The organism is Aeromonas finlandensis, assembly GCF_000764645.1.
GTDB lineage: Bacteria > Pseudomonadota > Gammaproteobacteria > Enterobacterales > Aeromonadaceae > Aeromonas > Aeromonas finlandensis.
Window position 1 is genome coordinate 24161 of sequence record NZ_JRGK01000286.1, and the last position, 18992, is coordinate 43152.

The 18992-nt window shown below is 58.5% G+C and carries 17 protein-coding genes; 9 read left to right on the top strand and 8 right to left on the bottom strand.

Annotation, left to right across the window (positions count from 1 at the left end):
• Positions 1–5: 5 nt before the first annotated feature.
• From aceE to ampD, 3 genes are all read right to left on the bottom strand, one after another.
• Entirely contained in the window at positions 6–2666 is a 2661-nt protein-coding gene (gene aceE, locus LD28_RS0117005) for a pyruvate dehydrogenase (acetyl-transferring), homodimeric type (RefSeq protein ID WP_033138116.1), read from the bottom strand.
• A 79-nt stretch (positions 2667–2745) separates the two neighbouring features.
• Positions 2746–3510 (bottom strand): pyruvate dehydrogenase complex transcriptional repressor PdhR, encoded by a 765-nt coding sequence (pdhR, locus tag LD28_RS0117010; protein ID WP_033138117.1) that lies wholly within the window; start codon positions 3508–3510, stop codon positions 2746–2748.
• 278 nt (positions 3511–3788) lie between these two features.
• Positions 3789–4364, bottom strand: a complete 576-nt coding sequence (ampD, locus tag LD28_RS0117015; protein WP_033138118.1) for a 1,6-anhydro-N-acetylmuramyl-L-alanine amidase AmpD — start codon at positions 4362–4364, stop codon at positions 3789–3791.
• Between the two features lie 130 nt (positions 4365–4494).
• Here ampD and LD28_RS0117020 point away from each other — a divergent pair, with 130 nt between their 5' ends.
• From LD28_RS0117020 to yacG, 9 genes are all read left to right on the top strand, one after another.
• Positions 4495–4965 carry a retropepsin-like aspartic protease family protein gene (locus tag LD28_RS0117020; RefSeq protein WP_033138119.1) on the top strand — a complete coding sequence of 157 codons (471 nt, stop codon included), beginning with the start codon at positions 4495–4497 and terminating at the stop codon, positions 4963–4965.
• Positions 4966–4968: 3 nt separating this feature from the next.
• Positions 4969–5832 carry a carboxylating nicotinate-nucleotide diphosphorylase gene (nadC, locus tag LD28_RS0117025; RefSeq protein WP_033138120.1) on the top strand — a complete coding sequence of 288 codons (864 nt, stop codon included), beginning with the start codon at positions 4969–4971 and terminating at the stop codon, positions 5830–5832.
• 314 nt (positions 5833–6146) lie between these two features.
• Positions 6147–6581: a pilin gene (locus LD28_RS22605; RefSeq protein ID WP_033138121.1), complete on the top strand. Its 435-nt coding sequence runs from the start codon at positions 6147–6149 to the stop codon at positions 6579–6581.
• Between the two features lie 7 nt (positions 6582–6588).
• On the top strand, positions 6589–8295 hold the full coding sequence (gene tapB / locus LD28_RS0117035) for a PilB family type IVa pilus assembly ATPase TapB (protein WP_033138122.1): 1707 nt from the start codon (positions 6589–6591) through the stop codon (positions 8293–8295).
• A gap of 239 nt (positions 8296–8534) precedes the next feature.
• The gene (locus LD28_RS0117040) at positions 8535–9776 is read left to right on the top strand and encodes a type II secretion system F family protein (protein WP_033138123.1); all 1242 of its coding nucleotides are present in this window, start codon (positions 8535–8537) and stop codon (positions 9774–9776) included.
• A 61-nt stretch (positions 9777–9837) separates the two neighbouring features.
• The gene (locus tag LD28_RS0117045) at positions 9838–10710 is read left to right on the top strand and encodes a prepilin peptidase (protein ID WP_033138124.1); all 873 of its coding nucleotides are present in this window, start codon (positions 9838–9840) and stop codon (positions 10708–10710) included.
• 13 nt (positions 10711–10723) lie between these two features.
• On the top strand, positions 10724–11338 hold the full coding sequence (gene coaE / locus LD28_RS0117050) for a dephospho-CoA kinase (protein WP_033138125.1): 615 nt from the start codon (positions 10724–10726) through the stop codon (positions 11336–11338).
• A gap of 37 nt (positions 11339–11375) precedes the next feature.
• Positions 11376–12098 carry a cell division protein ZapD gene (gene zapD / locus LD28_RS0117055; RefSeq protein ID WP_033138126.1) on the top strand — a complete coding sequence of 241 codons (723 nt, stop codon included), beginning with the start codon at positions 11376–11378 and terminating at the stop codon, positions 12096–12098.
• Positions 12099–12107: 9 nt separating this feature from the next.
• Complete coding sequence (gene yacG, locus LD28_RS0117060; RefSeq protein WP_033138127.1) at positions 12108–12302, top strand: DNA gyrase inhibitor YacG; 195 nt, start codon at positions 12108–12110, stop codon at positions 12300–12302.
• Positions 12303–12379: 77 nt separating this feature from the next.
• Here yacG and mutT read toward each other — a convergent pair whose 3' ends face one another.
• From mutT to ftsZ, 5 genes are all read right to left on the bottom strand, one after another.
• On the bottom strand, positions 12380–12784 hold the full coding sequence (gene mutT, locus LD28_RS0117065; RefSeq protein ID WP_033138128.1) for an 8-oxo-dGTP diphosphatase MutT: 405 nt from the start codon (positions 12782–12784) through the stop codon (positions 12380–12382).
• Positions 12785–12969: 185 nt separating this feature from the next.
• Positions 12970–15690 carry a preprotein translocase subunit SecA gene (gene secA, locus LD28_RS0117070; protein ID WP_033138129.1) on the bottom strand — a complete coding sequence of 907 codons (2721 nt, stop codon included), beginning with the start codon at positions 15688–15690 and terminating at the stop codon, positions 12970–12972.
• A gap of 61 nt (positions 15691–15751) precedes the next feature.
• Positions 15752–16657: a M23 family metallopeptidase gene (locus tag LD28_RS0117075; RefSeq protein WP_033138130.1), complete on the bottom strand. Its 906-nt coding sequence runs from the start codon at positions 16655–16657 to the stop codon at positions 15752–15754.
• 140 nt (positions 16658–16797) lie between these two features.
• Complete coding sequence (gene lpxC, locus LD28_RS0117080; protein WP_005336146.1) at positions 16798–17721, bottom strand: UDP-3-O-acyl-N-acetylglucosamine deacetylase; 924 nt, start codon at positions 17719–17721, stop codon at positions 16798–16800.
• A 99-nt stretch (positions 17722–17820) separates the two neighbouring features.
• The gene (gene ftsZ / locus LD28_RS0117085; RefSeq protein WP_005336147.1) at positions 17821–18972 is read right to left on the bottom strand and encodes a cell division protein FtsZ; all 1152 of its coding nucleotides are present in this window, start codon (positions 18970–18972) and stop codon (positions 17821–17823) included.
• Positions 18973–18992 lie beyond the last annotated feature (20 nt).

Sequence of the window (18992 nt, forward strand, 5' to 3'; positions counted from 1 at the left end):
TCCTCTTACGCGTACAGCGGGTTGACCTTGTCGGCATCGATGCCGTACTTGGCGATGGCGTCGGCCACAACCTGCTTGTCGATTTCACCGCGCTTGGCCAGTTCGGTCAGAGCAGCAACCACCACGTAGAATTCGTTCACTTCGAAGTGACGACGCAGGTTGGCACGGCTGTCGGAACGGCCGTAACCGTCGGTACCCAGCACGCGGTAGTTCTCGGTCGGAACGAAGGCGCGAACCTGATCGGCGAAGGACTTCATGTAGTCGGTCGCAGCGATGGTGGCTTCGGAACCCAGTACCTGAGCGATGTAGGGAACACGCGCTTCAGAGGTCGGGTGCAGCATGTTCCAGCGATCCGCGTCCTGACCGTCACGGGCCAGCTCGTTGAAGGAGGTGACGCTGAACACATCGGAACCGATGCCGTACTCGGTCGCCAGGATCTGGGCGGCAGTGCGCACATGACCCAGGATGGAACCACAACCCAGCAGCTGAACTTTCGCCTTGGCACCGGCGACGGATTCCAGCTTGTAGATACCCTTGCGGATGCCTTCCTCGGCGCCTTCCGGCATGGCCGGCATGGCATAGTTCTCGTTCAGGGTGGTGATGTAGTAGAACACGTTCTCCGGGTTCTCACCGTACATGCGGCGCAGGCCGTCCTGTACGATCACCGCCACTTCATAGGCGTAAGACGGGTCGTAGGAGATGCAGTTCGGGATGGTGTTCGCCAGGATGTGGCTGTGACCATCTTCGTGCTGCAGACCTTCGCCGTTCAGGGTAGTACGACCGGAGGTCGCACCCAGCAGGAAGCCACGGGCTTGCTGGTCACCGGCTGCCCACGCCATGTCGCCGATCCGCTGGAAGCCGAACATGGAGTAGTAGATGTAGAACGGGATCATCGGGCAGTCGTTGGTGCTGTAAGAGGTCGCAGCAGCCAGCCAGGAGGACATGGCGCCCAGCTCGTTGATACCGTCTTGCAGAACCTGACCCTGCTTGTCTTCCTTGTAGTAGGAGACGATGTCGCGGTCTTGCGGGGTGTACTGCTGACCGTGCGGGCTGTAGATTCCGATCTGGCGGAACAGACCTTCCATACCGAAGGTACGGGCTTCGTCAGCCAGGATCGGCACGATGCGCTTGCCGATGGACTTGTCTTTCAGCATCACGTTCAGGGAACGCACGAACGCCATGGTGGTGGAGATTTCGCGCGCCTGCTCACCCAGCAGCGGGCCGAAGGCATCCAGCGCCGGGATTTCCAGCTTGGTGGTGCTTTCGCGCAGGCGGGTCGGCAGATAGCCTTTCAGGGCGGCGCGACGGTCGTGCAGGTATTTGTGCTCGGCAGAACCGGCTTCGATCTTCAGGTAAGGCAGATCGGCCAGCTGCTCGTCGGCCACCGGCAGGTTGAAGCGGTCACGCAGGTGACGCACGGAGTCCAGCTCCATCTTCTTGACCTGGTGAGCGATGTTCTTGCCTTCAGCCGCTTCACCCATGCCGTAACCCTTGATGGTCTTGGCCAGAATAACGGTCGGCTTGCCCTTGGTCTGGGTCGCCTTATTGAACGCAGCGAACAGTTTGCGAGGATCGTGACCACCGCGGTTCAGAGCGAAGATCTCCTCGTCGGTCATGTCTTTGACCAGCGCGGCAGTTTCCGGATAACGGTTGAAGAAGTGCTCGCGGATGTAACCACCGTCACGGGACTTCATGGTCTGGTAGTCACCGTCCACGGTCTCGTTCATCAGCTGGATCAGCTTGCCGGAGGTGTCTTTCTTCAGCAGCTCATCCCACTTGCGACCCCAGATGACCTTGGTGACATCCCAGCCGGCGCCCGCGAACAGGCCTTCCAGCTCGTTGATGACCTTGCCGTTACCAACAACCGGACCATCCAGACGCTGCAGGTTGCAGTTGACCACGAACACCAGGTTGTCGAGCTTTTCACGCACGGCAACGGTCAGGGCACCCTTGGCTTCCGGCTCGTCCATCTCGCCGTCACCCAGGAAGGCATAAACGGTCTGCTCGGAGCAATCTTTGATACCACGGTCGGTCAGGTACTTCAGGAAGCGAGCCTGATAGATGGCAGCGATGGGGCCCAGACCCATGGATACGGTCGGGAACTGCCAGAAGTCCGGCATCAGTTTCGGGTGCGGGTAGGAAGGGATACCCTTGCCGTCCACTTCCTGACGGAAGTTGTCCAGCTGCTCTTCGGTCAGACGACCTTCAGCGAAGGCACGGGCATAGATGCCCGGGGAGATGTGACCCTGGAAGTAGACCAGATCACCACCATCCTTCTCGTTGCGAGCACGGAAGAAGTGGTTGAAGCAGACATCATAGATGGTCGCAGAAGAAGCGAAGGAAGACATGTGACCACCCAGGTCCAGGTCTTTCTTGGAGGCGCGCAGCACGATCATCATGGCGTTCCAGCGGATGATGGCGCGAATGCGGCGTTCCATCTCCAGGTCACCCGGGTAGTCCGGCTCGTCGCTGGACGGGATGGTGTTGATGTAATCGCGATTTGCCTTGGCAGCCACGTCCACACCGCTTACACGGGCTTTCTCGGCCAACTGTTCAAGGATGAACTGAGCGCGTTGCGGACCCTCTTCACGCAGCAGGGATTCCAGAGAGGCAAGCCACTCCAGCGTTTCTATCGGGTCCACATCGTTCTTCAGGATATCAGACATGGCTGGTTCCTATTTTGTTGTGATTGCACGGCATTGCACGGCGAAGGGCGCAAGCATTCGACAATAAAGCCTTGTGGGATTAGTTTTCCTGCTGACGGATCCGACGCATGGATCGCTGGATCCGGCTGTCTTCCCTCTGCATATCCAACAAGGTGTCCTCGATAAAGGCCAGATGCTCATGACAAGCTGTTCTGGCCCGCTCCGGAGCCCCCGAAAGAATAGCTTCGATAAGATTCGCTCGATGGCGACGTATCTTGGCTACCACTCCCGGGCGGCGATTCAAAATCTCGTTATTTTGCAGAATGTTCAGCTCGAGCATCGGGCTCATGGCCCGCAGCAGGTGCAGCAGCACCACGTTGTGGGACGCCTCGGCCACCGCCAGATAGAACTGGGTCACGGCTGCCGACTCGGCCACCAGCGAGCCCAACTGGCCCGCCTCTTCGATGGTGCTTTGCACCTGACGAATGCGCTCGAAATCAGACCCGGTTCCCCGCAAGGCCGCGTAGTAGGCACAGATGCCTTCCAGCGCGTGGCGAAACTCCAGCAGGTCATACTGAGCTTCCGGATGGGTACTGAGCAGTTCGAACAGGGGATCGGCGATCCCCTTGCTCAGGGCATTCTGCACATAAGTGCCGCCGCCCTGACGGCGATAAAGCAACCCGCGCGCTTCCAGCCGCTGGATGGCTTCGCGCAGGGAGGGGCGCGATACCTGAAACTGGATGGCGAGTTCCCGCTCGGGAGGCAATTTCTGCCCCGGCTGAAGGCTGCCTTCCAGAATCATCTGTTCCAGCTCGGCGACAATGGAGTCGGCCAACTTGGGTTGCGTAATCTTGCGATAGGGCATGAGGCTACTTTGTTAAATTGGTATTACCAATTTCATGGATGGGGCGAAAATTATCAGAGGCCTTTTGAAAAGTCCACTCAAAAGATGATCTGCATCAAGAATCGACCCCACCCCTTAAGGGGTAAAACAGGCTAAACATGATTTAGCTCATAGAAAATGGTCTGACCAATATTCTTGATGGCGCTCACAGATAACATCTGCGCAACCAGAGACAAAAATGGCCTGCCAGATCGGCAAGCCATTGATTTTAAAACCCAAACTAAATTTTAATAATTACTTTAGCTGTTTAGTAACTGCCGGTAATAATCCCACTGAAAACTGGCACCAGGATCCGTTTTGCGCCCTGGCGCTATGTCACAATGGCCGACAATTTTTTCGTGGGTAATCGCCGGATAGCGCACTGAAATGGCTCGGGTGAGCCCCACCAGCGCCCGGTACTGGGCCTCGGTATAGGGGGTCTCGTCGGTCCCTTCCAGTTCGATGCCGATGGAGAAGTCATTGCACGCCTCCCTCCCCTGCCAGCTCGAGACACCTGCATGCCAGGCGCGCGCGCCAAACGGCACATACTGCACCAGCTCGCCATCACGGCGGATCAGACAGTGGGCCGAGACCCGCAACTGATGGATACCGGCAAAATAGGGGTGAGCATCAGGGTCGAGCCGCCCCATAAAGAGATCGTCGATAAAGGGGCCGCCAAACTCCCCCGGCGGCAGGCTGATGCCATGCACCACCAGCAGGGAGATATCGTCCGGCGCGGCCCGTTCATTGTGATGAGGAGAGAGCACCTGGCGCGCCTGCTGGCACCAACCAGCGGCATCGATAGAAAAGTGAGGTTGCGGAGCGAGTTGAATCATCGGCTACTCGAGTTGGCTGATTAATGGCGAAAAGATGACGATACCTGATAGACAACCTGGCACCAACTCGCTGAATCAACGGGAAATTGTATGTTAGGCTGAGTCATCTTCCGCTCGATATGGATGGGGTATGCAGCACACGGCACGCTGGATGTGGTTACTGGCCTGGCTCTCTTTGATGGGCCTGCTGACCCTCTACTTCCACTCCCGCTCGCAACCGAGCGTCACCGCCAGCGGCGAGCTGCTGCTGCGGGCCGACCAGAGCGGCCACTATCGTCTGGAGGGTGCCATCAACGGTCAGCCGGTGCAACTGCTGCTCGATACCGGCGCCACACGCATCACTATCCCGCAGCAGGTTGCCGAGCGGCTCGGCCTGACGGCTCATGGCAGCAGCCAGGCCAATACCGCCGCAGGGCAGATCCGGGTCGGCAACGGCACTATCGAAACGCTGGCGATGGGGCCATTGACCTTGTACGATCTGGCCATCTTTATCAATCCGGCGGCAGACGGTGACGAAGTGCTGGTTGGCATGAACGCCCTCGGTCGGCTGGAGCTGGTTCAAAAGGAGCGGCAACTGCTGCTCAGACCCTTGCAGGAATAAGGCATGTTTCAACAGGATGTCAGCCGCGCCGTGCGCGCCGCACTACTCGAAGATCTGGGCGATGCCCTCACTACGCTGGACCAACCGGACGCCAGCGCCGATATCACCGCCCAGTTGATCCCGGCAGACCGGACCTCCAGCGCCCGGGTCATCACCCGCGAAGCTGGCGTGTTCTGCGGCCAACCCTGGGTGGATGAAGTGTTCGCGCAGCTGGGCGGCGAGGTGAAGGTGGAGTGGAAGGTGCAGGATGGCGAAATGCTCGCCCCCAATCAGGAGCTGTTCCGCCTCCATGGCCCTGCCCGCCTGCTGCTGACCGGCGAGCGCAATGCGCTGAACTTTGTCCAGACCCTCTCCGGCGTCGCCACCCTCACCGCCCGCTATGTGGCTGAGCTGGAGGGCACCGACTGCCGCCTGCTCGACACCCGCAAGACCATCCCTGGGCTGCGTACCGCCCAGAAGTACGCGGTCACCTGCGGCGGCGGCAAGAATCACCGCATCGGCCTCTATGACGCCTACCTCATCAAAGAGAACCATATCCTCGCCTGTGGCGGCATCGCCGAAGCGATCAATGAGGCTCGTCACCTCAATCCCGGCAAACCGGTCGAGGTAGAAGTCGAAACACTGGCAGAGCTGGAGCAGGCGCTGGCGGCAAAGGCCGATATCGTGATGCTCGACAACTTCGATGTGGCCATGATGCGGGAAGCCGTCGCCATCAATCAGGGGCGCGCCAAGCTGGAAGTCTCCGGCAATGTCACCCTCGACACTCTGGCCGAATTTGCCGCCACCGGCGTCGATTTTATCTCTGTCGGGGCGCTCACCAAGCATGTGCGGGCTCTCGATCTCTCGATGCGCTTTATCCAGCAGTAAGGCGAACCACTTAAGATTGAGCAAATACTCGACCTAACCGGATAAACAACTTGCAAAAGGCGCCATAGGCGCCTTTTCTTTATGCAGGTTCTCTCAGCAAAGGAGTGTGATGATGGGCCTGACCCGGCGATAAAAAAGAGTCGATAGAAGCCGCTTGTTTTATGATTTCTATCATGTTTTTGGTAAATGATAGAAAAGTGGTTAACAAAGACTGCAATCTCTGTTGCCACCCCTGACAGCTCGGATAAGATACTGACGTGCGGATGGTTTTCTACCGGCACTTCCCAGGAACCAAGGATAAAAGGACATTTGAAATGAAGAAACAATCGGGTTTTACCCTTATTGAACTGATGATCGTGGTCGCGATCGTAGCCATTCTGGCGGCGGTAGCACTGCCGGCGTATCAGACATACACACAAAAGGCGAAGTTTTCTGAAGTAATTGCTGCAACCGGACCCGTTAAAACTGCTGTCGAATTGTGCTTTCAGAGCACAGGGGCAGTAACTAGCTGCCAAGCTCAAGGGGCCAATGGTATTCCTAATGCCCCCAGCGCTGCCGGTAGTGTAGCGAGCGTAGTTTTGGCCGCAGGTCCAACAGCAGCTAGCCAGTTTAAAATTACAGCCACCTCACAAAATCTATCGACCAACTACAACTATGTGCTTGTTGGCGATACAACCAATGGAAATGTTGTCTGGACACCAAATCCTTCTGGCTCTGCCGGTACATGTGCCGCAGCAGGTGTTTGCTGATAGATACATGACCTCTAGCCCTAATAGCGGCCTGGCGTTAAGCCTGGCCGCCTCTTCACTGATCAGTGAAGAGGATTCCCAGCGCTATCTGAGCCAGGCCAAGGCCCAGCGCAAACCCTTTGTGACATTTCTGATAGAGAACGACATCCTAGACAGCAAGGCCCTCGCCGATTTCTGTGAGCTGGAGTATGGGGTACCTCTGCTGGATCTTGCCGCCTTCGACTTGGCCGAGATCCCGCAGAAGTACCTCAATCAGAAACTGATTGAGAAACATCACGTACTGCCCATCTACACCCAGGGCCACACCCTCTATATCGCCATGTCGGACCCGACAAATGTCTCGGCCCTGGAGGACTTTGGCTTTAGCTTCGGCCTTCATACCGAAGCGCTGCTGGTAGAGGAGAACAAACTCACCGCCGCCATCGGCAAGCTGCTGGAGAGTGAAAACGATGCTCTCGGCATGGAAGATATCGACGAATCGGAGATCTCCGAGCTGGAAGTCTCGGATGAAAATTCCCGACTCGACGAGAGCGTCAATACCACAGATGACGATGCCCCCATCGTCAAGTACATCAACAAGATCATGATGGATGCCATCAAGCGCGGCGCCTCCGACCTGCACTTCGAACCCTACGAGTTCAAGTATCGGGTGCGCTTTCGCATCGACGGCATTCTGCACGAAATTGCTACGCCGCCGGTCAACCTCTCAAATCGCTTCTCCGCCCGCCTCAAGGTAATGGCGCGACTCGATATCGCCGAGCGGCGGCTGCCACAGGATGGCCGCATCAAGCTAAAGCTGTCGCGCAACAAGTCGATGGATATGCGGGTCAACACCCTGCCCACCATGTGGGGGGAGAAGATCGTTATCCGTCTGCTCGACTCCTCGGCGGCGCGCCTCAATATCGAGCAACTCGGCTTTGATGACCGGCAGAAGGCGCAATACCTGCGCGCCCTCTCCAAACCACAGGGGATGATCCTGGTGACCGGCCCCACCGGCTCGGGCAAAACGGTCTCTCTCTATACCGGCCTCAATATTCTCAACACCACCGAGGTGAACATCTCCACCGCCGAAGATCCGGTGGAGATCAACCTGCCCGGCGTCAACCAGGTGCAGGTCAACCCCAAGGCGGGGCTCACCTTCGCCAGCGCCCTGCGCTCCTTCTTGCGGCAAGACCCGGATGTGGTGATGGTGGGGGAGATCCGCGATCTCGAAACCGCCGAAATCGCCATCAAGGCGGCGCAAACCGGCCACCTGGTGCTATCCACCCTGCACACCAACTCCGCCGCCGAGACCCTGACCCGGATGATGAACATGGGGGTGCCCGCCTTCAACATCGCCTCCTCGGTAACCCTGATCATGGCCCAGCGGCTGGCTCGTAAACTGTGCGACCACTGCAAAGCGCCGGAAGTGGTGCCGGAAGCCGAACTGCTGGAACTGGGCTTTACGCCGCAGCAACTGGCGGCCGGACTGCGACTGTTCAAACCGGTCGGTTGCAAAGAGTGCTCGGGCGGCTACAAGGGACGGGTCGGCATCTACGAAATCATGCTGATGTCGGAGAACATCGCCAAATTGATCATGCAAGGCGCCAACTCCCTGCAGATCGCCGCTATCGCGCAAAAAGAGGGAATGCGTACCCTGCGCACCTCCGGACTTGAGAAGGCCCGGCTAGGGGTCACCAGTCTGGCCGAGGTCAACCGGGTCACCACCAACTAATTCACGTGGTGCAGCGTTCTACCGGTTCGGTTGGCAAAGGGGCTGTCACCCACGAATACAGAACGGATGATAGCCCCGGCAATAGAGTAATCAGACATTCAAGTTACCGGGTTGGCGCCAAGAAGGTACCACCCTACCCGATAAGTACCCCGCAGGCATCAAGCCAGTCGGGCACCTTGACCAGGTTGGTAACGCACAGAGCCCGGCTCTGACAACCAACCCCATTGCAGGATGCAAAGATGGCAACCCTAACGAAAAAGAACAATGCCCCCAAGAAAGTCTTCGCCTTCCGCTGGCACGGGGTAAACCGCAAGGGGCAGAAAGTCTCCGGCGAACTGCAAGCCGACAGCATCAACACCGTCAAGACCGAACTGCGCAAGCAGGGGGTCAACGTCACCAAGGTAGCCAAGAAATCCCAGGGACTTTTCTCCAAAGGCGGCGCCAGGATCAAACCGATGGATATCGCCATCGTCTCCCGCCAGATCACCACCATGCTCTCCGCCGGTGTCCCGCTGGTGCAGAGCCTGCAGATCATAGCCCGCAGCCACGAGAAAGCCTCCATGCGCGAGCTGATGGGGCAGATTGCAGCCGATGTGGAGACCGGTACTCCCATGTCGGAGGCGCTGCGCCGCCACCCCCTCTATTTCGATGATCTCTACTGCGATCTGGTGGAAGCCGGTGAGCAATCCGGTGCGCTGGAGACCATCTACGACCGTATCGCCACCTATCGGGAAAAGTCGGAAGCACTCAAGTCGAAGATCAAGAAGGCGATGTTCTACCCCACCATGGTCATTCTGGTCGCCATCGTGGTGACCTCCATCCTGCTGCTGTTCGTCATTCCGCAATTTGAAGATATCTTCAAGAGCTTCGGCGCCGAGCTGCCGGTGTTCACCCAGTTTGTCATCGGCATCTCCCGCTTTATGCAGAACTGGTGGTATGTCTTCTTTGGTGGCACGGCCCTTGGCATCTTCCTCTATGTACGAGCCTGGCGCGCCTCCCAGAAGGTGAAAGACAATACCGACAAGTTCGTCCTCACCATCCCGGTGGTCGGGATGATCCTGCACAAGGCCGCCATGGCTCGTTTTGCCCGCACCCTGTCTACCACCTTCTCCGCCGGTATCCCGCTGGTGGATGCGCTGATTTCGGCGGCAGGCGCCTCCGGCAACTATGTCTATCGCACCGCGGTAATGGCCATCCGCAACGAGGTGGTGGCGGGCATGCAGATCAACGTGGCGATGCGCACCGTCGATCTCTTCCCCGACATGGTGATCCAGATGGTGATGATCGGTGAGGAGTCCGGTGCCATCGATGATATGCTCTCCAAGGTCGCCACCATCTTCGAACAGGAGGTGGATGATCTGGTCGATGGCCTCACCAGCCTGCTGGAACCCCTCATCATGGTGGTGCTCGGGGTGCTGGTCGGCGGCATGGTTATCGCCATGTACCTGCCCATCTTCAAGCTTGGCGACGTGGTAGGCTGATTTATCAGGGCATGGCACCACAACCATGCCCTCCCCCTCATTCAATAACTGACGGTTGGTTATGACACTTCTTCTCGAGCTGGCTCACAGCTTGCCCTGGCTCTACTTCTCGCTGGTTTTTCTCTTCTCCCTGATGATCGGCAGCTTCCTCAACGTAGTGATCCACCGCCTGCCCATCATGTTGGAGCGGGAGTGGCAGGCCGAGTATCGCAGTTACTTCGCCCCCGATGAGGAGGCCACTGCGCCAGAGCGCTACAACCTGATGGTCCCCCGCTCCGCATGTCCTCACTGTGGCCACGCCATCACTGCGCTGGAGAACATCCCGCTGTTGAGCTGGCTCTGGCTCAAAGGGCGTTGCCGCGACTGTCAGGCCCCCATCTCGGCCCGCTATCCGCTGGTAGAGCTGCTGACCGCCCTGCTCTCGGTGGCCGTAGCCATGGTCATAACGCCGGGCTGGGGTACGTTGGCCGCCCTGTTGCTGACCTGGGTGCTGGTCGCCCTCACCTTTATCGATCTCGACAAGATGTTGCTGCCCGACCAGCTCACCCTGCCACTGCTGTGGGGCGGGCTGCTGTTCAACCTGGCAAGTGGCTTCGTGCCGCTGGCGGATGCCGTGATCGGTGCAATGGCGGGCTATCTGGTGCTCTGGAGCCTCTACTGGGCTTTCAAGCTGCTAACCGGCAAGGAGGGGATGGGCTATGGTGACTTCAAGCTGCTGGCGGCACTGGGCGCCTGGCTCGGCTGGCAGGCGCTGCCCATAATTCTGCTGCTCTCATCTCTGGTCGGTGCCGTGATCGGCATCAGCCTGATCGCCTTGCAAAAACATCATCAGGGCAAGCCCATCCCCTTCGGCCCCTACCTCGCCATCGCGGGCTGGATCGCCCTGCTATGGGGCGATACCATCACCCGCTGGTATCTCTCTACCCTGCTTTGAGCAAGAGGCCCCCATGTATGTAGTTGCTATCACAGGTGGTATCGGCAGCGGCAAGACCACTATCGCCAACCAGTTTGCCGAGCTGGGTATCGAGGTGGTGGATGCGGATGTGATCGCCCGCGAAGTCGTTGAGCCAGGCACCCCAGCCCTTACTGCCATCGCCGACCATTTTGGCCCGGATGTGATTGATCCGAGCGGCCAACTCGATCGTCGCGCCCTGCGCGAGCGGGTCTTCAGCGACCCACAGGCCAAGGGGTGGCTCAATGCCCTGCTCCATCCGCTGATTCGCAGCGAAATGCAGCGCCAGTGTGCCGAGGCACGCTCACCTTATTGCCTGCTGGTCGTGCCGCTGCTGGTGGAGAACAAACTCACTGGCCTCGCCAACCGGGTGCTGGTGATCGATGTGGATGAAGCCACCCAGATTGAGCGCACCTGCCACCGGGATGGGGTATCGGCCGAGCAGGCCAAGGCCATCATCGCCGCCCAGGCGAGCCGGTCGGAGCGCCTCGCCGCGGCGGATGATGTCATCGAAAACCACAATGGCAGCGAAATGGCGATTAAAACGCGGATTTTGGCGCTGCACGAGACATATCTGGCAATTGCCTCTCAACAAGCCCGCCAAGTGTGAGTACACTAGGCCGGTTTATGGCTGGCCAGGATTAGGCATGATTTACGATTTCCCCCTCAATGAAAAAAGCCGGACCTATCTTCGTCTGGAGTCCCTGTTTTCCCAGATCCGCGACAATCTGGAGAGTGAACAATCCTGGGCACATATCGCCTTCTTCAAGGGGCTGTTCGATCTGCAGGAGTTGCTGGAGCGCGGCGACCTGCGCGCCGACCTCATCAAGGATCTGGAGCGTCTCGGCCAGCGTCTGAGCCACTGGGCCAGCCTGCCCGACGTCGATCTAGAGCAGATCAAACAGATGCAGCAAGAGAGCAGCCAGCTCTCCCGCAACCTGCTCAACTCGCCACGCCCGGGTGCCCGCCTGAAAGAGGATCGCCTGCTCGGCTCCATCCGCCAGCGCTTTTCCATCCCCGGTGGCCTGTGTGCCTTCGATGTGCCGCAACTGCACCACTGGCTCGGAACCCCGGCCATAGCACGGCACCAACAGATGCAGGGCTGGCTGAGTGACATCAACCTGCTGATGAATGCCATCACCCTGCTGCTGGGGCTGTGGCGCGAGTCAGGCAGCTTCACTGAACAGGTCGCCAGCAACGGCTTCTTTCAGGATACCGCCGAGAGTGCCGAGCTTATCCGCATCAAGCTGCCGGGCAATCTGTTCTGCTACCCGACCCTGAGCGGTCACAAGAACCGCTTCGCCCTGCGCTTTCTGCCCACCGCAGAACAGCCGATTGGCGATGTGCCGTTCCAGCTCGCCTGCTGCTAAGGAGTAGCCATGGTTACCAAGGTCAAGTGCCCGACTTGCCAAACCGAGCTGGAATGGGGCCCGCAGAGTCCGTTCCGCCCCTTCTGCAGCAAGCGCTGCCAGCTGATCGATCTCGGCGAATGGGCCGATGAAGAGAAGCGCATTCCGGGGGAGATCAATCCGGATCTGCTGCCGGAGCCGGAAGAGGGCGATCAGTGGCTATAAGCCAGTGGTCACTCACCGCTGCAAAATGAAAAAAGGGCCGATGGGCCCTTTTTTGATGCTTATTGATTGCTACCGGTTCAAGCCAGCAGGCCCTGTAGCCGCGCCACAATCGGGCCATTCGCATCGGGAAAATGGTAGTTGTGCAGCTCGGCCACCGGCACCCACAGACACTCCTGACCCTCTTTGCCGAACGGTTCGCCGCTGAAACGGGTCACCTTCCAGATATCCAGCAAGACCTGCTTCTCGGGGTAGTCGTGCTGCAGCTCCATAAAGGGAGCGCAATCCTGCACCCGAATACCAATCTCTTCCCACAGCTCCCGATCCAGTGCGGTGAGCAGATCCTCGCCCGACTCCACCTTGCCACCGGGAAACTCCCAGCGATCCCCCTGATGACGATCGGAGGAGCGTTTAGCTATGAAGATCTCACCCTGTTCATTCTCAATGACGCCAACCGCCACCCAGATCCGTTTTTTCTGTTCCATCTTGTTACCCTTGCACGCTATGCCTGACCGGACCGTTCGATGAGCCCAACCTCCGGCTGGGTGAGCGGCCGATCATGCCTGATATCCGATTTCCCTTCGCCAAGCGACGCAACAACCATGACTTCGCCGCCATCTGACAAAAACAAGGCGGGCACCGGGCCCGCCTTGTCATGGCATTGCGTCGATCAGGTCAACTGACCGTGGCAATGCTTGTACTTCTTGCCGGAGCCGCACGGGCAGGGATCGTTGCGACCGACCTTCTGCTCGTCACGTACGAAGGTGGTGTGCCCCTCTTCGCCTGCGGCCTGTTCATCGGCCAGCTGGCTCTCGGCAGCGGCGTGGGTATAGGTACGGGGAGCGGCTTCCGCCTGCTGGCGCTGCTGCTCTTCCATCGCTTCCACATCACGCTCCTGCACCTGAACACGGCTCAGGATGCTGACCACGTCGCGCTTGAGGGTTTCCAGCATCTGGGTGAACAGATCGAAGGATTCGCGCTTGTACTCCTGCTTGGGGTTCTTCTGGGCGTAACCGCGCAGATGGATGCCCTGACGCAGGTGATCCATGGCCGCCAGATGCTCTTTCCACAGACCATCCAGGGTTTGCAGCATCACCGCCTTCTCGAAGTTGCGCAGCACCTCTTTGCCGACCAGCTCTTCCTTGTGGGCATAGAGCTTGGTGGCTTCGTCCAGAATGCGCTCGCGCAGCTTCTCTTCATACAGCTTGTCATCTTCCGCCAGCCACTGTTGCAGCGGCAGATCCAGCGCGAAGTCCGCCTTCAGGCGTGCTTCCAGACCCGGCACGTCCCACATCTCTTCCAGAGACTGGGGCGGGATGTACTCGTCGATCACCGCGCCGTACACGTCGTCACGGATAACGTGAATAGTCTCGGAGATGTCGTTGGTATCCAGCAGCTCGTTACGCTGCTCGTAAACCACCTTGCGCTGGTCGTTGGCAACGTCATCAAACTCCAGCAAGCTCTTGCGGATGTCGAAGTTGCGACCCTCCACCTTGCGCTGGGCGTTTTCGATCGCCTTGGTGACCCAAGGGTGCTCGATGGCTTCGCCCTCTTCCATGCCCAGCTTCTTCATCATGCCGGTCACGCGATCGGAGGCGAAGATCCGCATCAGGGTATCTTCCATGGAGAGGTAGAAGCGGGAGGAACCCGGGTCACCCTGACGACCGGAACGGCCGCGCAGCTGGTTGTCGATACGACGGGATTCGTGACGCTCGGTACCGATAATGTGCAGACCACCGGCGGCCAGCACTTCATCATGACGCACCTGCCAGGCTGCTTTCAGCTCGGCAATCTGCTCGCTGGTCGGGTTATCCAGCTTGGCAATCTCTGCCTGCCAGTTGCCACCCAGCACGATGTCGGTACCACGACCGGCCATGTTGGTGGCGATGGTGACCGCACCAGTCTGACCTGCCTGGGCGACGATCTCCGCTTCCATAGCGTGGAACTTGGCGTTCAGCACCTTGTGCGGGATCTTCTCCTTGGTCAGGATGCCGGAGAGCAGCTCGGAGTTCTCGATAGAGACGGTACCGACCAGTACAGGCTGGCCCTTGGCCACGCACTGACGGATATCTTCGATGATGGCGGCATACTTCTCATTGGCGGTCAGGTAGACCAGATCGCCCATGTCCTTGCGCACCATCGGCTTGTTGGTCGGGATAACCACGGTATCCAGGCCATAAATCTGTTGGAATTCAAAGGCTTCAGTATCCGCTGTACCGGTCATCCCCGCCAGCTTGTTGTAGAGACGGAAGTAGTTCTGGAAGGTGATGGATGCCAGTGTCTGGTTCTCGTTCTGGATCTTCACCCCTTCCTTCGCTTCTACGGCCTGATGCAGACCATCGGACCAGCGACGACCCGGCATGGTACGGCCGGTATGCTCGTCAACGATGACGATCTCGTCCTTCTGAACGATATAGTCAACGTTGCGTTCGAACAGGGTGTGAGCACGCAGACCCGCGCTGACATGGTGCAGCAGGCTGATGTTGGAGGCGGAGAAGAGGGAGTCATTCTCGTCCAGCAGCCCCTCTTTCTTGAGCAGCTCTTCCACGAAGATCTGGCCGTTTTCAGTCAGCAGCGCCTGACGGTTCTTCTCATCCACCGTGTAGTGGCCGTCGCCGGTGTACTCCTCGGTGTCTTCCTTGTCCTGCTTGACCAGCAGCGGGATCAGCTTGTTGACGCGAATATAGAGCTCGGAGCTGTCTTCGGCCGGGCCGGAGATGATGAGCGGAGTACGGGCTTCATCGATAAGCACCGAGTCCACCTCATCCACCAGCGCATAGTTGAGCGGGCGCTGTACGCGCTGCTCCGGCGAGAACGCCATGTTGTCGCGCAGGTAGTCAAAACCGAATTCGTTGTTGGTACCGTAGGTGATGTCGGCAGCGTAAGCGTCACGCTTCTGGGACGCATCCATACCGGGCACGTTGCAATCGACGGTCATGCCGAGGAAGGAGAATAGCGGACGGTTCGCTTCCGCATCACGTTTGGCCAGGTAGTCGTTGACGGTCACCACGTGCACACCACGGCCACTCAGGGCGTTCAGGTAAGCAGGCAGGGTTGCGGTCAGGGTTTTACCTTCACCGGTCTTCATTTCCGCGATGCGGTTGGAGTTCAGCACCATGCCGCCGATCAGCTGCACGTCGAAGTGACGCATGCCGAACACCCGCTTGGAGGCTTCACGCACGGTCGCGAACGCTTCCGGCAGCAGCTGCTCCAGCGTTTCGCCCTGCTCGATACGCTGACGGTACTCGGCCGTTTTGGCCTGCAACTCGGCATCGGACAAAGCCTCGAACTGCGGCTCCATCGCATTGATCTGTTTTACAATTTTGCGCAAAGCCTTGAGCGTTCTGTCGTTCCGGCTGCCGATAATCTTGGTAAGCAGTGTGCTAATCATGGGTACCAACTATTTCTGGTTATAAAAGCGTTCCGTCACTGGAACCTGGAGAAAAAAAAACCTAACCCCGTCTGGCACTCAGAAAGCGTGCGGGGTTGACCTGACGACCGTCTTTCAACACTTCGTAATGCAAATGGACCCCGGTCGCGCGACCGGTCCGCCCCATCAAGGCAATCTTCTGACCCTGATCAACCAGGGTGCCCACCTCGACCAGCAACTTGGAGTTGTGGGCATAGCGGGTGATCAGACCATTGCCGTGATTGATCTCCACCATGTTGCCAAATTCCGGATGACGGCCCGCCCAGCTGACAATGCCGGGCCCGGTGGCCAGAATGGGGGTTCCGGGCTTGCCACGGTAATCTACCCCTTTGTGCATCTTTGCACGCCCATTGAACGGGTCAACCCGTCCGCCAAACCCGGACGAGACCCAAACCCGCTCCTGTTTGACTGGCGTGCCGGAAATAAAACCGGCATCGGTGATATGGTGATTCATGATGAAAGATTCAAGTACCGACAGCTGCTCTTCGCGGCTGCTGAGCTGCTGGCTGAGGTGTTTCATCGAGGCTTGCAGCTCGTTGAGGCTCACTTCCAGCTCTTCATCATAAGAAGGACCGCCCATCGGGGGCAGCTCTTTGAAATTGAACTCGTCAGGATCGAGATCAGCCTGCTCGGTCAATCGCTCCCCGAGGGCATTGAGACGGCCAAGCTGGCCCTGCATGGTGCCTACCTGAGCAGCCAGCATCGCCAACTGTTCACGGGCTTCGTCGCCACTCTGGTCGACGGACTGTTGCTCGGCAACGGCAAGCGCCACTTCCAGCGCCTCCATTTTCTGGTGCCAGCTCTGCCAGAGCCAACCACCACCAAGAGCCAACAGGGAGAAGAGAATACCGCCGACCCAGGCCAGACGTTGTTTGGGCAGGTGCAACTTGCGTCGCTGCTTGCCGTGGAGGATCAGGGTAATGCTCATAGAACTAAGTCTGCTCGGTCAGGTGCGGCCAGGAGCCTGCACGGGAAATAAAACCGGGAGATAATCGGTATTAAAGGATGGAGTAAACAAATGACGGAACGTCGGTGCGGAGAGAGGACCGACGTTCCGTTGCACAGCTATCAGGCCAGAACCAGACCGTTATCGTAGTAAGCGATAGGCGCTTTGTCGCCCTCACCCTCGAAGGTCACCAGTTCCCAAGCCTCCTGCTCGGCCAGCAAGGCACGCAGCAGCTTGTTGTTCAGGGCGTGTCCGGTCTTGTAGGCACGGAACTCACCGATGATGCTGCGGTTACACATATAGAGGTCACCGATCGCGTCCAGCATCTTGTGCTTGACGAACTCGTCCTCATAACGCAAACCGTCTTCGTTCAGCACCCGATAGTCGTCCAGTACCACGGCGTTTTCCAGGCTTCCGCCCAGCGCCAGGTTCTGGGAACGCAGGTACTCGATATCACGCATGAACCCGAAGGTACGGGCACGGCTGATCTCTTTCACGAAGGAGGCACCGGAGAAGTCCAGTACGCAACGCTGGTTGCGCCCTTCAAAAACCGGATGCTGGAAATCGATCTCGAGATCCATCTTGAAGCCGTTGCGATAGGGGTGGAATTCCGCCCACTTGTCACCGTCTTCAACCCGGATGCTCTTCTTGATCCGTACAAACTGCTTGGCAGCATTTTGCTCACGGATCCCGACTTCCTGCAGCAGGTAGATAAAGGGATGCGCACTGCCGTCCATCACCGGAATCTCGGGCGCGTCAACCTCGACATAGAGGTTGTCGATCCCCATCCCGGCCAGCGCGGCAGAGAGGTGCTCAATAGTAGAGACACGGACACCGGCTTCGTTGACCAGAGCGGTACAGAGCACGGTATCGCGCACCTGATCGGCATTGGCTGGCAGCTCCACCACAGGATTCAGGTCGGTACGCAAGTAAACGATCCCTGTGTTCACAGGCGCCGGACGGAACGTCATGGTGACTTTCCGGCCCGAATGCAGGCCGACACCGGTCGCCTGTACACTCGTTTTCAAGGTTCTTTGTCTAATCATGGGTGTACCCTAAACAGCTTAAAATCCGGACCAGATGGTCGTTGGCAGGCCATCTTAGCACATTCCTTGAACAACAAACAAACAAGAGCCATAAGAGGCTTAGTCAGCTTGCTTGCGCAGGAACGCCGGAATATCCAGGTAATCCGGTTCGCGACGAGCTTGCGGCTCGGCGTTGACCACCTTGGCCGGGGCTTCGTCCATCACGCGGCCTTGCATCATGTCGCTGACCAGCGGCTGACGTACCGGGCGCTCTTGCACCTGGCTGCTCTTGACTAGCGTGATGTCCGGCTTGCGCTCGGCACCGATACCGGTAGCAACCACGGTCACACGCAGTTCGTCGTGCATTTCCGGATCGATTACGGTACCCACTACTACAGTGGCGTTCTCGGAAGCGAAGGCCTTGACCGCGTTACCCACGGTTTCGAACTCTTCGATGGTCATGTCCATACCAGCAGTGATGTTGACCAGGATGCCACGGGCACCGGCCAGATCCACATCTTCCAGCAGCGGGCTGGAGATGGCTTTCTCGGCCGCTTCTTCGGCACGGTCATCACCGGAGGCAGAACCGGTACCCATCATGGCGGTACCCATTTCACGCATTACGGTACGCACGTCCGCGAAGTCGACGTTGATCAAGCCCGGACGGGTGATCAGCTCGGCAATGCCCTGTACCGCGCCAAGCAGTACATCGTTGGCCGCCTTGAAGGCGTCCAGCAGGGAGATACCGCGACCCAGCACCTTCAGCAACTTGTCGTTGGGGATGGTGATCAGGGAGTCGACGTTTTTGGAGAGCTCTTCGATACCGTGCGCGGCGAAGCCCATCCGCTTCTTCCCTTCGAAGGAGAACGGCTTGGTGACGACGGCAACGGTCAGAATGCCCATCTCGCGCGCCACTTCGGCCACGATCGGCGCAGCACCGGTACCGGTACCACCACCCATACCGGCGGCGATGAACACCATGTCGGAACCGGTCAGCAGCTCACGCAGCGCTTCGCGATCTTCCATGGCCGCATCACGACCCACTTCCGGATTGGCTCCGGCCCCCAGACCCTTGGTGATGCCACCGCCGATCTGCAGGGTAGTGTTGGCGCTGGAGTTACGCAGTGCCTGGGCGTCGGTGTTGACGGTAATAAACTCAACACCCTCAATATTTTGACGAACCATGTGCTCGACAGCGTTACCGCCGCCGCCACCTACACCGATCACTTTAATGACGGCTTCGTCAGTGTGGCTATCCATAAATTCAAACATGTTGTCTCTCCGCTTTATTT

What these genes read in the sequence shown, in the direction of transcription:
- LD28_RS22605 (WP_033138121.1), top strand. Translation starts at nt 6,147, where the DNA reads ATGAAGAAACAATCGGGTTTTACCCTTATTGAACTGATGATCGTGGTC.
- ampD (WP_033138118.1), bottom strand. Translation starts at nt 4,364, where the DNA reads ATGATTCAACTCGCTCCGCAACCTCACTTTTCTATCGATGCCGCTGGT.
- LD28_RS0117040 (WP_033138123.1), top strand. Translation starts at nt 8,535, where the DNA reads ATGGCAACCCTAACGAAAAAGAACAATGCCCCCAAGAAAGTCTTCGCC.
- zapD (WP_033138126.1), top strand. Translation starts at nt 11,376, where the DNA reads ATGATTTACGATTTCCCCCTCAATGAAAAAAGCCGGACCTATCTTCGT.
- mutT (WP_033138128.1), bottom strand. Translation starts at nt 12,784, where the DNA reads ATGGAACAGAAAAAACGGATCTGGGTGGCGGTTGGCGTCATTGAGAAT.
- lpxC (WP_005336146.1), bottom strand. Translation starts at nt 17,721, where the DNA reads ATGATTAGACAAAGAACCTTGAAAACGAGTGTACAGGCGACCGGTGTC.
- nadC (WP_033138120.1), top strand. Translation starts at nt 4,969, where the DNA reads ATGTTTCAACAGGATGTCAGCCGCGCCGTGCGCGCCGCACTACTCGAA.
- aceE (WP_033138116.1), bottom strand. Translation starts at nt 2,666, where the DNA reads ATGTCTGATATCCTGAAGAACGATGTGGACCCGATAGAAACGCTGGAG.
- coaE (WP_033138125.1), top strand. Translation starts at nt 10,724, where the DNA reads ATGTATGTAGTTGCTATCACAGGTGGTATCGGCAGCGGCAAGACCACT.
- LD28_RS0117045 (WP_033138124.1), top strand. Translation starts at nt 9,838, where the DNA reads ATGACACTTCTTCTCGAGCTGGCTCACAGCTTGCCCTGGCTCTACTTC.
- secA (WP_033138129.1), bottom strand. Translation starts at nt 15,690, where the DNA reads ATGATTAGCACACTGCTTACCAAGATTATCGGCAGCCGGAACGACAGA.
- tapB (WP_033138122.1), top strand. Translation starts at nt 6,589, where the DNA reads ATGACCTCTAGCCCTAATAGCGGCCTGGCGTTAAGCCTGGCCGCCTCT.
- LD28_RS0117075 (WP_033138130.1), bottom strand. Translation starts at nt 16,657, where the DNA reads ATGAGCATTACCCTGATCCTCCACGGCAAGCAGCGACGCAAGTTGCAC.
- LD28_RS0117020 (WP_033138119.1), top strand. Translation starts at nt 4,495, where the DNA reads ATGCAGCACACGGCACGCTGGATGTGGTTACTGGCCTGGCTCTCTTTG.
- yacG (WP_033138127.1), top strand. Translation starts at nt 12,108, where the DNA reads ATGGTTACCAAGGTCAAGTGCCCGACTTGCCAAACCGAGCTGGAATGG.
- ftsZ (WP_005336147.1), bottom strand. Translation starts at nt 18,972, where the DNA reads ATGTTTGAATTTATGGATAGCCACACTGACGAAGCCGTCATTAAAGTG.
- pdhR (WP_033138117.1), bottom strand. Translation starts at nt 3,510, where the DNA reads ATGCCCTATCGCAAGATTACGCAACCCAAGTTGGCCGACTCCATTGTC.